Annotated in this window: 11 protein-coding genes; 5 read left to right on the top strand and 6 right to left on the bottom strand. The window is 56.5% G+C overall.

What is annotated here, in order from left to right; translation table 11 throughout:
* Positions 1-141: 141 nt before the first annotated feature.
* From RB_RS02050 to RB_RS02040, 3 genes are read left to right on the top strand one after another with little or no spacing between them, the layout of a single operon-like run.
* Positions 142-1,083 carry an SMP-30/gluconolactonase/LRE family protein gene (locus RB_RS02050; RefSeq protein ID WP_011118181.1) on the top strand — a complete coding sequence of 314 codons (942 nt, stop codon included), beginning with the start codon at positions 142-144 and terminating at the stop codon, positions 1,081-1,083.
* Positions 1,084-1,137: 54 nt separating this feature from the next.
* Positions 1,138-2,469 (top strand): metallophosphoesterase family protein, encoded by a 1,332-nt coding sequence (locus RB_RS02045; protein ID WP_011118180.1) that lies wholly within the window; start codon positions 1,138-1,140, stop codon positions 2,467-2,469.
* Complete coding sequence (locus RB_RS02040) at positions 2,466-6,518, top strand: ATP-binding protein (protein ID WP_164921373.1); 4,053 nt, start codon at positions 2,466-2,468, stop codon at positions 6,516-6,518. Before RB_RS02045 ends, RB_RS02040 begins: the two co-directional genes overlap by 4 nt.
* A 208-nt stretch (positions 6,519-6,726) precedes the next feature.
* Here the strand turns inward: RB_RS02040 and RB_RS02035 are convergent, their stop codons facing one another.
* Together RB_RS02035 and RB_RS02030 are read right to left on the bottom strand one after the other, a co-directional pair.
* Positions 6,727-7,188, bottom strand: a complete 462-nt coding sequence (locus RB_RS02035; RefSeq protein WP_011118176.1) for a hypothetical protein — start codon at positions 7,186-7,188, stop codon at positions 6,727-6,729.
* Positions 7,149-8,105, bottom strand: a complete 957-nt coding sequence (locus RB_RS02030) for an HD-GYP domain-containing protein (RefSeq protein WP_007340954.1) — start codon at positions 8,103-8,105, stop codon at positions 7,149-7,151. Before RB_RS02030 ends, RB_RS02035 begins: the two co-directional genes overlap by 40 nt.
* A gap of 263 nt (positions 8,106-8,368) precedes the next feature.
* Between RB_RS02030 and RB_RS02025 the strand changes: the two genes are divergently transcribed.
* Entirely contained in the window at positions 8,369-9,583 is a 1,215-nt protein-coding gene (locus RB_RS02025) for a glycosyltransferase family protein (protein ID WP_007329681.1), read from the top strand.
* A gap of 37 nt (positions 9,584-9,620) precedes the next feature.
* Here the strand turns inward: RB_RS02025 and RB_RS02020 are convergent, their stop codons facing one another.
* Entirely contained in the window at positions 9,621-11,669 is a 2,049-nt protein-coding gene (locus tag RB_RS02020; RefSeq protein WP_231846126.1) for a hypothetical protein, read from the bottom strand.
* 135 nt (positions 11,670-11,804) lie between these two features.
* Complete coding sequence (locus RB_RS02015) at positions 11,805-13,265, bottom strand: MerR family transcriptional regulator (RefSeq protein WP_164922668.1); 1,461 nt, start codon at positions 13,263-13,265, stop codon at positions 11,805-11,807.
* 263 nt (positions 13,266-13,528) lie between these two features.
* Here RB_RS02015 and RB_RS02010 point away from each other — a divergent pair, with 263 nt between their 5' ends.
* Complete coding sequence (locus RB_RS02010) at positions 13,529-14,350, top strand: DUF6690 family protein (RefSeq protein WP_011118171.1); 822 nt, start codon at positions 13,529-13,531, stop codon at positions 14,348-14,350.
* On the opposite strand, the gene RB_RS02005 is transcribed toward RB_RS02010, so the two are convergent.
* Positions 14,322-15,338, bottom strand: a complete 1,017-nt coding sequence (locus tag RB_RS02005) for an NAD-dependent epimerase/dehydratase family protein (protein ID WP_007331126.1) — start codon at positions 15,336-15,338, stop codon at positions 14,322-14,324. The genes RB_RS02010 and RB_RS02005 overlap by 29 nt on opposite strands.
* Complete coding sequence (locus RB_RS02000) at positions 15,338-16,651, bottom strand: TCR/Tet family MFS transporter (RefSeq protein ID WP_231846125.1); 1,314 nt, start codon at positions 16,649-16,651, stop codon at positions 15,338-15,340. The genes RB_RS02005 and RB_RS02000 overlap by 1 nt, the downstream gene beginning before the upstream one ends.
* Between the last annotated feature and the right edge of the window lie 63 nt (positions 16,652-16,714).

The raw sequence follows: 16,714 nt of genomic DNA, 5'->3' as shown, positions 1-16,714 counted from the left end.
ACCGAGCTACAGTTGCTTTCTGTTTATGGGCTCGCGTGGCCCCAAAACCCTGGCCACCTCACTCCGCCGCCTTGACCTCTGGGCTTGATCTACAATGGCGGCGTTTCCCACCCCACTTTGCCCCGCCCCGCATGAGCCCCCATGAACTCGCGATTCGCTTTGTTGTTTGCCACGATTGTTGGCCTTGTCTGGACATCTGCTTCCCAAACTGCACACGCCCAAACGATCCAGCCCACCGGTCCCGTCCAACAAGTCCACACCGGATTCCAGTTCACCGAAGGACCGGCGGCGATGGACGATGGCACGCTGTATTTCACCGACATCCCCAACACCGCCATTCATCGCCTGTCCGCGGACGGCAAGTTGTCTTTACTGACCAATCAATCCAATCACTCCAACGGATTGTGGCCATTGTCCAACACAAAGCTGTTGGCTTGTGAGATGGATGGGGCTGTCGTGATGCACGATTTGTCGGGTGATTCCGCCAAGCGAATCGTGTTGGCTGATTCCTACAACGGAAAACGATTCAACGCCTGCAACGATTTGGTCGTCGACAACCACGGCGGGCTGTACTTCACCGACCCGCAATACCGGGCCCCGGAACCATGGCCGCAAACCGAACGCTGCGTTTACTACATCGCGAATTTTGAGACCGATCCAAAGGTCACTCGTTTGACTGGTGACATCGAGGCACCCAATGGCATCGGGTTGTCGCCGAATGGAAAGACGCTTTATGTGATCCCGTCCATGCAAGCCGAGATGTTGGCCTACGACGTTTTGGCTCCCGGCAAAATCGGTCCCCAACGAGTGCTTTGCAAGGTCCAGCAGGTCGAAGGAGAAACCTCGCGCGGCGGCGACGGAATGGCCATCGACGTGGATGGAAACCTCTACATCACCACTCATTTGGGCATCCAAATTTTCTCGTCCGAGGGTGAGGCTCGCGGCATCGTCGCGTTTCCCGAGATCCCCGCGAATGTGACGTTTGGTGGTCCTGAATTCAAAACCATGTACGCCACAGCGAGAAAATCGTTGTACTCGGTCGAAATGCCGATCGCGGGATTCCGCGAGTTTCCCGCAAATTGATTTTGCAGGATCTTCGATGTTTCGCTACAGTTTCACGCGAGCGTAGGACCAGGATTGGCCTGCGCGGCCGAAAAACGCCGTTTCAAGGAGGAAACGATGCCCGGAGAATCTTTCCGATTCATTCATGCCAGCGACTTTCACCTCGAAACCCCGCTGGGTGATCTCGACCATCTGCCGCCTCAATTGCGGACAGCGATGGCGACTGCTCCTCGAGACGCTGCGGCGGCGGTCTTCGAAGCCGCTTTGGCCGAAAACATTGACTTTTTGGTCCTTTCCGGCGACTTGATGCATCCCGTTGCGGCTGGTCCGCACGGCATGTCGTTGCTGCTGGATGGATTTGAAAAGCTGCACGCCGCCAACACCGCGGTCTACTGGGCCGCCGGAATTGCGGATGATCCCAAACAATGGCCCGAAGCGGTTCCGTTACCGCCCAACGTGACGCTGTTCCCACGAGACCGCGCCGTCGCGATCCCGCACCAACGTGCCGGACGAACGGTTTGCTCGGTGATCGGACGCAGCAGTGAAGGCCGTTCGACGTTGCACGTTGCCGGATTCCAAACGGAAACCACCGATGAATTCACCGTTGGTGTCGGTCATGGAATCGCCGACGCGAGCGCCTTGTCGGGTGCACGAATGGACTACTGGGCTCTCGGTGGACCTCATAATCACACCGAAATCGAAGGCGGCGCGACCGCCGGTGCCATCGCCCCCGGTTCCCCCCAAGGTCGCAACGGCGATGAATCCGGACCGCATGGTTACGTCGTTGTCGATGTCGACGCCGAACACACCGCTCGCGTTCGCCGGGTTGAAACGGACCGGTTCCGCTACCTGAACGTCGCGATCGATTCCGACGAAATTCGTTCCGCCGGCAGCCTACGCAATCTGCTCGGGCAAAAGATCGGAACGCTTACCAACGAACACGGCGGTCGACACCTGTTGATCGCATGGGAAGTCACCTTGGACAACGCCGAAGTGTTGCCGTCCGTTGGCGATCCTACCGAACTGCTTCGCAATTTGCGTCGCGATCACGGCACCACGAATCCGGCCGCGTGGACGACTCGTTTGACCGTGCGACCACCGCACAATTATCCAAAGTCTTGGCAGGACGAAGACACCATCCTCGGTGACTTTTTGCGTGCCAGCAAAAAATTCGCGGGTGCTCGCGTTCGCGGAGCGGCAACCGACGAAGCGACAACGACTCCTTCCAGCGGTGATCGTTTGGATTTGATGCCATTCACGGAAGAACACTCGGACCTGTCCAGCACCGCGTCGTCCTTGTTGGGTGACGTGCCCGCCGACCAACGCGAAGCAATCCTTGCTGACGCCACGCTGCTCGGCGTCGAATTGCTTCGCGGTGGCAATCCCTCTTGGGGACGGAAATCATGAAGATCAAAGACATCCAAATCGACGGTTTTGGCGTCTGGACCGGTTTGTCGGTCGACTCCCTGCCCGAAGGCATGACACTGTTCTACGGCCCGAACGAAGCCGGCAAGACAACGCTCATGCAGTTCCTGCGAGCGATGCTGTATGGCTTCACCGAAGAACGCCGCCAGAAATACCTGCCGCCCATTCACGGTGGCACTCCCGGTGGCGCGATCCGAGTCACCGGACCGGGTGGCGGTTACGAAGTCCGCCGGCACAGCCAACTGACCGACACCGATGTGACCGGCCGTTTGACCGTGACCGGGTCGGACGGATTGGCCCAAGGCCAACATCGATTGGGCATGTTGCTGGGGCAAATTGACGAACCAATCTTCACCAACGTTTTCGCGATCGGCATTCGCGAACTGCAAGAGCTCTCGACGCTGGACGACACCTCCGCAGCGGACGAACTGTACAAACTCAGCAGTGGTCTGGACCGAGTTTCGCTGGTCGACGTGCTGCGCAGTCTGCGAGCCGGACGCAACGAAGTCGTCGGCAAACGCGAAGTGGAATCCGACGAGAACGAAGCCGCGATCGGCAAACTCGCGTCGATGATGACCAAACGCGAAAAGCTTCGTGATGAGATTCAACGACTCTCCGGCAGCACCCGCCGGTGGAGCGAATTGGCGACTCAGCGTCGCACCCAAAGCCAGGAAATCGAAACCCTGCGCAGCCGCATGATCGCCTGGGAACGCGAAGCCCGCTGCGTCGAGATCGCGACCAGCGTCTATGACAAATGGCAAGAACGCGATCAAATCCGCAGCGAAATCGATTCGATCGAGGGTGAAGCCGCATTGCCTGACGAAGCCCCCGGGCAACTCGTTCAAATCGAAGCGATGCTCGAAGATCGTCGCAGCAAACTGGAAGAAATCAAAACCAAACGTCGCGGCTTGCGAGATAAATCGGAACAGCTTCCGATCAACAAACGACTCTTTGATCTGCAAGGCCGCATCGAAGCCGCTTCGCAACAAGCGACTTGGATTGAAGCCCTCGAAGAACAAATCGATCGGCTCGACAACCAAATTGAGAAGGCTCGCAATCAAGTCGATGCCGATGCGGATCGATTGGGAATCGAAGAAGATGAACGAGTCCGCCTTGGCGATGGCGACGACGGCGATTTGCCTGATCTTTCCCGATCAACTCTGTCCGCTTTGTCAGCACCGGCCAAGCACGTCAAAGAACAAATGTTCTTGCTTAAACAGGCTCGCGCCGAGGGCAAGACGCACAAGGTTCGCAAAGAAAAGCTTCAAGACCAATTGCAGGAGATTCTGCAGCGAGCCCATGCGACCGATTTGCAACAAGCGATCCGTCGCGAGAACGACAATATCTCGACATTGCGCCAGCGTATCCAGCTTGGCCAGCACCTCGAAAAACTCAAACGCCACCACAAAGATCTCGAACGTGAATCGGTGGAACTGACCACCGACGAAGCTGTGCCGATCGATCGTTTGTGGTTGCTGTCGCTGCCGTTCATCGCCGGCGGCATGCTGCTTCTTTACGGCATGTTCAACGTCTTCCAAATCGAAACGTTTGTGGCGGAACCCAACCCAACGCAGGGCATGTTGTGCATCATGTTTGGTGCGATGGCTTTGTTGGTTTACTACCTTTCACGCGAAAAAGGTCAACGCAACACGGCTCGCGATTTGGACGATTGCGAACGTCAGATCGATTCGGTCAAACGTCAACTACGAGAAATCGAAGCTGAACGAGAAGACCTGGATTCGTCATTGTCCGTCAGCAGCGAATCACTCGAAGCACGCTTGCGTGAATCAGAATCGCTGCTCGCGGAACTTGATGAATCGATGCCGTTGTACCACGCACACGAAGCAGCTCACCAAAGTTATCAAGGCGCCTACAAGCGAGCCCAGAAAGCCGCTGAAGGTCTCAAGACCGCTCGTCGCGAATGGACCGCCACGCTCGATCGACTCGGACTATCGACGACATTGTCACCCAAGAGCGTTCGTGTTCTCGGTGACGGCTACGAAGCATTGCAAACCAGCATGCGTCGCTTGACCGAATTGAAGGAGGAACGCAGCCAACGTCAACGCGAACGGCAATCGCTCGCCAAACGAATCGAAACGCTCTATCTCGAAGCGATTGATGCATCTGACGATGCCTTGAAGGCACTCCAAGACAGCGACGATCACGAGTTCGCCAATCAGGCCAACGAGTACGACGATTACTCGGACGGCTATGAATCCAACGAGTACGAGGATGCCGACGAGGACGACTACAGCGAATCGTATGCTCGCTCGCAACGGAAAAACCCCAAGAAGAATCGCGGCGACAAACGCAACCGCAATCGAGATCGTCGGGACGACAACCGTTCCAGCGAAACGGAGAACAGTCGCAGCAAACGTCCGGTGACGATGCGATCCAATCCATTGGATCAACTCAATCACCTGCACGAAGAAGTCGCCCGTCAACAACACTGGGTCAAACAACGTCGGCAACTCAAAGAACACGACCTGCAATTGAAGAAGCAGCAGCTGACTCATTCGCGTGCGATCGAACGAGCCGAACAACAACGTCGTGCCCTGTGGGCCAAGTGCGGTGTCGCGACTCCCGAACAGTTCTACGAAATTGTCGATCGCAAATCGTTGCTCGTTCAGCACAACGCACAGTTCGAATCAATTGATCAACAAGTTCGATCAATGATCGGCAACTCCGTTGAATACGACGATGTCGCTCGAGAAATCGACGGTGCCAAATCGACCGATTTGGAGCGTCGCTGGGATTCGCTGACGACTCGAATGACCGAAACCGAAGCTCGCATCGCGACACTCCAAACCGCTCAAGGTGAATTGGCTCAATCGATGAAGCAACTCGGCGACGACGATCGGTTGATGACCGCTCGTTTGGAACTGGGTTGTGTCGAACGACAACTCAATCAACTTTCGCGTCGCTGGCAAACGCTTTCGATGGCCAGTTGCTTGCTGGAGGACGTCTGCGGCACGGTCGAAAATGAACGCCAACCCGAAACGCTCCGCGAAGCATCTTCCTTCTTGAACCAGTTGACCGATGGCAAATACGTTCGCATTTGGACGCCACTTGGTTCCAATCAGCTGAAGATCGACGACTCGGAAGGCAATTCGTTGCCGCTAGACGTCCTCAGCCGTGGTACCGGAGAAGCCGTCTTCATCGCACTGCGATTATCACTCGCGGCCGCCTACGCACGTCGTGGCGTGATGTTGCCGTTGGTGCTCGATGATGTGCTGGTCAACTTCGACGGATCGCGTGCGGAACACGCCGCTCGCACCTTGAAAACGTTCGCTGAGCTGGGACATCAAGTCATGATGTTCACGTGCCACGAACACATCGTCGAGATCTTCCACGAAATCGGTGTCGAAGTGCGTCAGATGCCCGCCCAGGGAACTCCCGGTCGTGCTCAGATTCTTCCACCACCGGTAGAAGAAACGTACGAAGAAGAAGAGTACGTCTACGAGGAAGAATACGTCGAAGAAGAACCCGAGATGGAAGTCGAAGAAGTGGAACCGGATCCAACGCCCGAACCGCTTCCGATTGTCATTGAGGCACCAAAACCAGAACCGGTCGTCGTGGTTGCACCGCCAGTCGTGAAGCCGGCTCCCAAACCAATCGAATTGGTCGTGGAAGATCGCCGTCCGATCAAACCGAAATCGAAGTTCCGCTACAAGTTCCAAGACATCGCCCGCCAGCACCGTCGAGTTCGTCGTCCGGAATTGATCATCGAGCGCCCGGTTCGTCGTCCGGAACCCAAGGTCGAAGTCATCGAAGAAGTCACCACGCCGGACGCGATCGGCTGGGCTTGGTTCCAACGCGAACCCGCCGATGGTCGGATCGATGCTGATGAAGCAGCCGCGGAAGCTGCCCGCAATCAGTGGCTGGACGAAGAGGACCGCGAAATGCAAGCGGTAGTCAGCGAAGCTGAAGAGATCGGAAGCTTGGTTCATAACGAAGCCACCCGGTCCAAATCCGGCGGATCGTCCGACAGCTCATCATCCTGGTGGACTGGCGAACGAACCAAGTCTTAGTTCAACGTCCAACCAAGCCATTTGCGTACGATGGACTTCCAAGTCCGTCGCAGCCGAGGTTGATCGACGGACTTGGAAGTCCATCGTACGCACGGTCGATCAAAAATTTGTAACCGACGCAGGCGCTGAGTCGGAGAATTCGTACCCAATGCAGGCCCTGCGTCGGTGATTTCGCTACTGACGAAGCACCGCGTCAGATCAAAGCAACTCAGCCTTTTTCGACTTCGGCGAATCGACCGCCCACCACAAAAGCGTCGCGAGACGGGCTGTTGCGATGCAGCAACCTCATGCCAATCTCAAAGCACTTGGCTTGATGCCGGTAGGCACGAACGACTCGCAGCTGCAACCAAAACGTCGGCAAGATCAACCGAACTTCCTCTTCTGGAAACAGTTCGACCGGAGAGAGAATTCCACACGCGTTCTTTGAGAAGTCTCGGGTGAAGATCCCGACGGGATGGAACGCTCGAGGAAAACTCGGCAATGCTTTTTCAAAATACAACAATCCGCATGTGCGGACGATGCGGCGCTGTGCTTGCCGTTGGTCGCAGTAGTTCACCGGAGCCACGCCGGACTCATGAAAGTAGTCCGCCCATGCCTCTGGAAGATCAATCTTCCAATCGGTTGCCCTGACTACTTCGGCATAGTGCTGTGGATAATTGAGATCCAGCATTCCACCATCTCCGGGTCAAGGGCTTTGCCGCTTTCGCGACGAATCAGGTTACACGCATCTTCGCGCGACATAGGTGTCCGGTAAGGACGTTGGCTCGTGACGGCTTCATAGATATCAACCACCGCACACAGACGGCCCCATGGATGAATGTCTTCGCCGACAGTTCCGACGGGATAGCCACCGCCATCAATTCGTTCGTGGTGTTGGTACACCATCATCAATTGACCAAACGTCAAATCATCACGAAGAGCGAGTTGCTTGAAACCATCACCGGGATGCTTCTTGATCAGTGCAAATTCGTCTTCGTCCAGTCGGCCAGGTTTGGTCAAAATCTGATCGGGAATTTCCAGTTTGCCCAAGTCGTGCAACAACCCACCGGCAACGACCAGTTCCACTTCGCGTTGCGTCATCCCCAACTCGCTCGCCAGCATCCCGGCGTACAAAGCGACGTTGGCACTGTGCGTGAACGTTGCGTAGTCGTGATTCAGAACGCGGAACAAATCGCCCGCGGCAAAGTCCTCTCGCGAAACCAAACTGGCCGCAATCCCGCCCAGCTCGCTCGCGGCATTGACCGTCTCGTCTTCATTGTTGTTGGCAAAACTTCCCTGCAACACGTCGAGAACGACTTCATTGAGCGCTGCCGAACGCTGGGAATTTGAGGCCGAATCGTCGCCGGCTCCTGCCGCCAGATCTCGCAGGTATTCCTGATAGCTGGAGCGGCCTTCACGTTCGATGAACAGTTTTGTCACGCCGCGGGACTTCAACTTGTTGAGGTCCTCCGGCTTCATCGGGTAGTTGGCACCGCGATAAAGCTTCACTTCATCCGTCGATCCGACACGGCAATACAGATCCGCACCAATCGCCGATGAGGGCGACAGCGTCGAGACACTGATTGCGATGAGATCCGAAGCGAGCATTGTTGGCTTAAGCACCACACGATTGAGGGGGCATATCCCCATTGAGGTACGGAGACATTCAAACGTACAGTCCATATGCAGACACGAATGGCTTCCCCCCCAAATCTTTCGGATTTGAGAAGTCCATAGACGGAACAATCGGTCCCGTCGGCACGAGCATTTCAAGCAGCATCTGCATAATTTGCACTCGTTGCCGATATGACGACATTCGATCAAACTGCTTCGCTTGCGGCATTGGTGCCGGAAAAACTCGCCTCTCGACGATGGAACAGGTTGGCATGCCAGACTTTTATCAACACGACATGATCACGACGATCCACGATCTTCGATCAGCCAAATTGGATAATTTGGAGTCGATGCTTCGGGAATCAACTCGAAATCATGACATCGGACTCGTGTTGCCGGTCACCGCATCCGACATGCGTGCGGAACCTTTTGATGTGATCGTTCGCGAGTTGGCTCAGGCCGATTACATCGCGTCCATCGTTGTCAGTTTGGGTGTGGCACCTGATCAAAGCGATTACGACGAAACGTGCGCCAAAATTGCTCCGTTGGGCGACCGTGCAAAGGTCCTTTGGACCGACGGCCCTGAAGTCCAAGGGCTCTACAACGAACTGATCGAATCGGGCATTGATGTGTCCGTGCCTGGGAAAGGTCGTAGCGTTTGGACGGCCTTCGGGTATCTGTTGGACGATCCCGACATCGAAACCTTTGTGCTGCATGACTGTGACATTGTCGACTACGACCGCCAATTGCTCACGCGACTTTGCTTGCCGATGGTTCACCCCGGGCTCGATTTCGAATTTTGCAAAGCCTACTACGCACGGGTCACCGACCGAATGCACGGACGCGTTGTCCGATTGCTGGTTGCACCGCTGCTGAGAGCTCTGATGCAGTGCTTCCCCGAGAACCAATTCGTACGGTTCCTGGGCAACTTCCGGTACCCGCTGTCGGGCGAATTCTCGCTGACACGCAACCTCGCCCGCACCAACCGAGTCGCCAGTGATTGGGGTCTAGAAGTCGGGACGCTCGCGGACGTGTACCGAAACACCTCGCATAAACGCGTTTGCCAAGTCGACTTGGCACGCCTTTACGAACACAAACATCAAACGCTCGCGGTCGATCAACCATCCAGCGGTTTGATCAAGATGGCGCTCGACATTCTGACCACGATCTATCGCACATTGGCCAGCCAGGGAATCGTCTTCGGTGAATCGACCTTTGTGACTCTGCGTGCCTCGTTCTTGCGAATCGCCCAAGACTGCATTCGTCAGTACGCTGCGGACGCGCGCGTCAACTCGTTGAAGTACGACCGCCATTCCGAAGAAATGGCGATCGAAGCGTTCGCCCAATGCGTCACTCAAGCCGGCGAAATCTTCGCGGCCGATCCAAGCGGCAACCCGTCGATTCCAAACTGGACCCGAGTTCGTGCGGCCTTCCCAGATTTCACTTCGCGTTTGCGAGAAACAGTGAAGTAAGCCTCCTTGGAATTTTGCCGCTAGGCGTACGAAGTCATTACTCTTCGGTGGTCATTGCGATCGCGTCCAAAGCGATCATGCGGTAACGCATCCGATCGCTCGGCGACAACGTCGGCAAATGGGCGCGCCGTCGACTATCCAGCAGGATTTCGTACAGCCCCGCTGCCGATCGCGGTCGCGGCATCGAACGAATCAAACCGGCTCGCAGAGACTCATCGCCCCAACGCGTCTGACCAATCAACTGCAGATCCAACCCTCGGCGTTTGGTCCAATCTCGATCCACCGCACCGTGGATAAGCCCGCGTTCGATGGCAATATCCAAAGAATCGATCCCGCCGCGAACACCAAATTGATCGGGCAGATTGGCATCAAACTCTTTCTGTGACTCGGTACGTTGGTCGATCTCTTCTTCAATCTGTTCAGGTGTTTCAGTCATCGGTGCGGGCGAATAAATCAGTAGAGGAACGTCGCGGCCCACTCGCATTCGCCGGACCACATCGATCATCTCAATCGCGGAAGCATCACGGGGTTGTTCCTTCGAAACGATCAATCGCACGTCATCACCGCGAGAAAGTCTTCGTTCGAGAGCCGCGACCGAATTAGCGATTCGTGGTTCAAACCCCGCTCCGGCCATGATTCGTTGCCAAGCCGAGATGATCTCCGGTCGATTCTCCAAGATGATCGCAACGCCTTTGGACCCCAGAGTTGCCATTTGCTGCCAACGGTCACGAACACGTGAACTGCCCGCGAAAGTGAGCTGAGGATCGGCTGCCATCAAGCGAGCAATCGTGGCCGCTGCTTCATAGCGAACCGTTGCATTGGGATGGTCAACCGTCTCCACCAACACGCTCGCATCGGCACCTTGTCGCAACAGCGAAGCCGACAAACCGCGACCGAGTTCACCATCGATCAATCGCAACACACCAATCGCGGCCGGATCGTTCTCTGACGCGACGCTGTTTTCCAAAACGGGCAACGCCCAAGCCGCCAGCACGTCTTCTGACGATGCGTCACCGAAGAAGGTTTTGATGAACTCATCGCGATTTTTTGCGTCGCCCCAATCGGGATCGTTCGCGACACGGTAGGCCAACTGCGCGGTCAACTGTTGAACCATGCTGGCGGGATCGTTGTCACCGACTCGACTCAATCGCGAAGCCGCATCCGCTGCGTTCCGAAAGGCAACCACCCAGGTCGCAGCTTGCGTCGGCACCACTCCGTCACGTTTTGGATTGATGGCCCAAACTGAAACATCACCAAAATCATGTTGGCTCGCGACTGCTTCGTCCATCGCGTCTTGCAAGGACAACCGCATGATCTTCAACGCGGGCAATCGCGACGCCGCATCGGATCTCGCTTCCAAACGACGCATCAACAAGTCGACTTGCACTTCATCCAAACCCAACATCGCCAGGGCGTCGATCGCCTTCGATCTTGCAGATTCGTTCCCGTACAAAGCCACACGACGAAGCCCAGCGATGCCGGCACTTCGATCAATCTTCAGAAGGACTCGCAAATCCTCACGGCGTTGGTTCAGGTCACCAGTTCGAACGATGTCGCCAATCAATGCTGCCGAGGCGTATTCGCCACCACGAAAAAGTGTTCGATAGGCACCCAGCTTTTCGTCATCGTTGGTTGAGGTCAATTGCTTGATCGCAGCTTGCAAACGACTCGGGTCGCGAAGCGTCGTCGCTCGTGCGTCGAAGAATCCATCGAGTGCCTTCTTGGCCTCTGCTGACACATCCTCCGCTGACGAAATACGAATCCGCTGATCGGTGCTGATTTCGGATGCGATCCGAGCCGCGCGATCCGCCGCCGGTGCATTGCTGGCGAGAGGCTGCAACAATTCGTTGATCGCCGACCATGCGCGCACTCGTGCCAACGAGTTCAAACTGCGTCCGAGTGCTTCGGGGCCGCCGCTGGCTTTCAAAATCAACTGTTCCACTGCCGGATCGGGTGGCAACGGGGTCGATTCTTCTGAATCGGCAGCCGTCTCTTGGGCGACAATGCCGTGCACGCCTAAATTCGCGAACAGACAAAGGGCAGCGAAACTGGCGACAAGAAGGCGACTGAAAAAGCGGTCAGCCATTCGGGAAATCCGAGGGTTGGCGAAGATGAAGAACGAGAAGCGTCTCCATTCTAATCCGTCGGACCACGGATTCACCTGTCTTCGGACCAGCTTTCTGCGGCCGGAAACGCCCGCGACATCGGCCTCGCCACCCGTTTAGAAATCGGACTGTTCCGATTGACGCAATTCTTCCAATCGCGCGTGCGCCTCGTCCGCCCACGGGCTTCCCGGGGAAAGCTGCAGAAACCGCCGCCAATGATGTTCCGCTTCGACGCTGCGATGCAGGTCTTCGAGAATCCGGGCCAAGTTGTAATGCACATCCGGATAATCGTCGTGCAACGCCAAGGCACCTCGATAGGCCGCGACTGCCAATTCGGGTTGACCCGTTTCCGCCAACACGCCCGCCAGACTCGAACGAGCCTCCACGAAATCCGGGTCGACCTCGAGTGCGGCGTAGTACCGTTCCCTCGCGGCGATCGTTTCGCCGATTCGGTAAAGCAACTCACCAATCTGAAAATGGATATCCGACCGGGCTCCATCACGAGCCAACACGGCGTGGTAGCAGTCGATCGCTGTTTCCAGCTCGCCGGAATCTTCAGCCTGATACGCCGATAAGAGCAAATCGTCTTCTTCCTCAGGCAACTCGTCCGCGGGAGGAAACTGCATCGATCCGTGATCGGTCGCACCAATTCCCACATTTTGCAACGACGAGGTTGAGCTGGCAAATGAACTCGATGCCGACATGCCAAATTCGTTCTCGAACGGATCACTCGGCCGCGAGAACTGCAGAATAGGCGTGTCTGACGAATCTGATTCAATCGACGATTCGGAGTCTTCCATTGCGTCGAAGTCAAACCTCAATTGACCGCCGGGTTCGATCAGTCCTTCGCCTTGACGCAACAGAACGTGCTTGCCTTCGACCAAAATTGACAATTGGTCCAACGGACGACGCAAGTTCGGAACCACTTCGACCCACTGCATGATCCGTCGTTCGATGGCCTCAGGGCTGGCACCGGATGCCACCCAAGCCGCCAAACGTCTGGCCGTTGCGACTTCTTGAAAATCAAAGTAAGGCAACTTGTGCAGCGTCCGAACCGGCCGAATCAATCCTCGACGATGCCAACGTCGAATGACACGCACGGAAACGCCCAACAGATGAGCCAGCATCGCAGGCGTGTGCAATTTTCGAATCGATTGTTCCGCATCGACCAACCCGAGCTGTTGCCACAAATCGGTCTCATGCAATATCTGCACATCCGAGTCATCTCCGCGGCGCTCGGTCGCCTTTTCAATCAACTCCGCTTCCGCCAAGGGTGATTCTTCGGCACCGATCACGATGCAATCGACCGATGAAGCCTCACTTTCAACGACGACGGCCCCGTACGATCTCAACAGGTTGGTGGCTTCGCGGCGATTCATGCCACCCAGTCGCCCAACAATCAACATTCGCCGCCCTGACAACGCATCGGCTGGCAAGGACGCATCCTCCGGAACGACATCCTCGATTTCCGAAGAGTCCACATCGAACTCATCATCCAGCGAGTCGCTCAGGTCGTCGTTCGGCGATTCGATTTCGTCGTTGAAAGGCATGATGCCGACAAGATATCCGATCAGCATCCGCCGACCACTCCGGATTGCGATCACGAGGAAGATTGTCGCGTGACTGAATGAACAAAGTCCCACTGATCGTCAGAGTAAATGCGAAACCGAATGCATTGCTTGTTCGCGACGTGACGAACACACCGGCTGGCTCGTTCTTCACGGTTCTGCCGGGTCATTGAAAACGGGGCGACTTTGCTGGCAAGAGAACCGATACCGACGAAGGGTGTTCTCTTCACGACACGCCATCTCCTCCCAACTCGTTCGCAGGTTCTTTTGTCATGCTCGTCACTCGCCTGGGCAAAATCACGGTGCTCGCCGTCGCCGCGGGAGGACCCTACGTCGCGTCAGAGACTGATTGGGGGCGGAATGCCGCCGGTTCGGTGACCAACGTTTTTCGCGGAGAAGGCATCACCGCGACCGGCTGGGGATCCGGAGAAGCTCCGATTGGCGGCGTCACGAATTCGCCCGATTCGGATCGATACCCGGTTCACTCACACCATCAAGTCGAAACGCTTCGTGGTGTAGCGTCCAAACGCTATCGCTACGAGCCGGAAATCGCAAAGAAGCTCGGTGCGATTCCCTCCGACGACGTGGCACCCGCCCTCGCCGGCAACAACGTTGCTGACTTGCGTGAAGTTCTGCGTTTCGATTTGACCACGCATGCGATCCTCAATCGATTCTCTCGCGTTTCAACCGTCCTAGCGGACCTGCAACTCGAAGGCTTGCGCGTGCCCATCGTCACCGGCACACAAGCCACTGATTTGGCCGGCACGTTGACGTACTACTTCGATCGATCCGGTTCGGTCCAGCGAATCTCATTGCACGGTTTTACCGGCGACCCATCGCGATTGATGACGACGATTCAGTCGCACTATGGCTTGGTTCGCGAACCATCGCTGGAGGCCGGCGTGTTCACCAAACGTTGGAACGGCACCCCGGTTCACTTCCTACGCCTGACTCACGCTCCGGTTGTTTTCAGCGACGCGGTGCACCAAAAGTACACGGTGTTCCTGGAACTCAACCAACCGAACTTGACGTACGGGATCAGCGACGAAGCCAAACGAATCGTTGTCACCGATCAGTGGACCGGTCGTTGGTAACGGCGGGATCATCCGTCAACGTCTGCAACCCCGCATCCATGTCGATGCGGGGCCGGTATCCCAGCCGCTCTTTCGCGGCCGTGATATCAAACGAGTGATCTTTGGCGAGCTGCGATGCAACAAAGCGAGTCATCGGCGGTTCGCTGGTGCGTCCGGTCAAACGGTACACCGTTTCCAACACTGCACCGATCCGGTACGCGGCCGCGAACGAGATGGACTTGGTAGGCGGATCGACTCCGTGAACACGACAAAGTTTACCGATCCAGTCCCAACAATTCACCGGTTCGTCTTGTGTGATGAAGTACGCTCGTCCCGCCGCCTCATCAGGACGCGTTTGCATTGCATCCATCGCGTCCAAGTGAGCGGCGGCTGCGTTGATGACATGAACGGTGTCGATCACATTGCTGCCGTCGCCGATAATTCTCAACCGTCCACTGCGTGCACGCTGCAACACACGAGGAATCAAGTGCGGGTCATCCGGCCCCCAAATCAAATGCGGACGCAGAGAAACCGTTCGCATTCCGCCCGGCTGATCCGCCGCCAAAATTTCGCGTTCCGCGATCGACTTGGTGTGCGGGTAGTGGCACATCCACGTTTCAGGATACGGTTCTGCTTCATCGACATCGCGTTGATCGTTGCCATCAAACGTGACGCTGGGGCTGCTCGTGTAAATCAATTGCGAGACGCCAAGTTCTTGGCAAGCCTGCAACACGTTTCGCGATGCAACAACATTGTTGTCAAAGTAATGTTGCCAACTTCCCCAAACCCCGGCGACGGCCGCGGTGTGGATCACGACGTCGGCTCCCGCGATCACACGTGCAAGATACTCGGTGTCGAGCAAGTCACCTCGATGATGCGTCATTCCGGCTCGAACCAAATCAGCCGTTTCGCGACGCGACAGCCCGACGACTTCACAATCACGTTGCAGCAATTGGCGAACGATTTCACCGCCAAGGAATCCGCTGCAACCGGTGACAACCACGCGCATCAAGTCGACCCCAGTGCCGGTGATTGGGTTGGCTCCGCATCGTTCTCATCGCCACTGTCCAATTCCGTCGGCGGCTGATCCGCGGGCACGATCGCGTTCGGGTCACCCACAGGATCACCGCTGGCGGGAAATTTGATGAACACGCGAGCCAGAACGATCACCGCGATGGCCAGCAACAATGAACCAAACACGAACGGAGCCCCGGGGAATTCAAACGGAGCCCGGTCAGAAGTGAAATAGCCCAGCAGTCCGCTGGTGAACAACAACGGTGCAGGAATGTTTGTGAGGCTGATCAATGATGTCAGTGCGCCCTGTACCTTGCCCTGTTCTTCGGGACTGACCCGCCCGGCGACCAAACTTTGAATCGCCGGTCCCGCCAAACCGGCCAACGACCCGAACACGACAATGCAGGGAATCATCCAACCCTGAGACGCCAACCCGTAACCAAGAAATGCGAGACACGAAACGCAGGTTCCCAGCACCGCGGTGCGTCGCTCGCCCAAGCGTTTGATTGTCGGTCGAACCATGCCGCCTTGAACAATCGCAGCCATCAAACCGACGAGCGCCAGCGTCAGCCCATTGGTAACCTCGTTCCAACCAAATCGATATCCCATCGACAGCACCCAAACGTTTTCTAATCCACGTTGGGCTAGCGATGAAAACATGAAGGCGACCGCTAAGCCGGCAATCATCGGATAGTTGCGAAGTCTCGCGATCGTGCCCAGGGGATTCATCGCAGCCAACGAAATCGATCCTCGCTTTTCCGGCGGCAACGATTCGGGCAGCACAAAGAAACCGTACAACCAATTGACCAAAGACAATCCAGCCGCGACGAAGAATGGCAACCGGATGTGAATGCCGCCGAGCACTCCACCAAGCGCGGGTCCGATGATGAATCCCAATCCAAACATCATTCCGACCAAGCCGAAGTTGCGGGCTCGGGTTTCTTGTGTCGAAACGTCAGCGATGTACGCATTCGCGGTTGAGAAACTGGCCCCCATCACGCCGGCCACAATCCGTCCAACAAACAACCATCCGACCGTCGGTGCCAAACCGGTGACGATGAAGTCGACGCCCAGTCCAAACAACGACGCCAGAATCACCGGGCGGCGCCCAAATCGGTCTGAGAGGGCTCCCAGAACCGGGGCAAAGAAGAATTGCATCAGCGAATAGGTCGCGCCAATCACACCGACGTACCAACTGGCACGTGAGGTGTCGCCGCCGACGAACTCTTTGATCAACTCGGGAAGCACCGGAATGATGATTCCGATCGCCAAGATGTCGATCAACAACGTCAACAGGATGAATGCCATCGCCGCCGAACGTCGCTGGTGCGGAGGCGTGATCAAGGCATTCTGGGGGGCAAGAGTGAGGCG

It is taken from the genome of Rhodopirellula baltica SH 1, from assembly GCF_000196115.1.
GTDB lineage: Bacteria > Planctomycetota > Planctomycetia > Pirellulales > Pirellulaceae > Rhodopirellula > Rhodopirellula baltica.
This window is presented reverse-complemented; position numbering and strand designations above follow the sequence as displayed.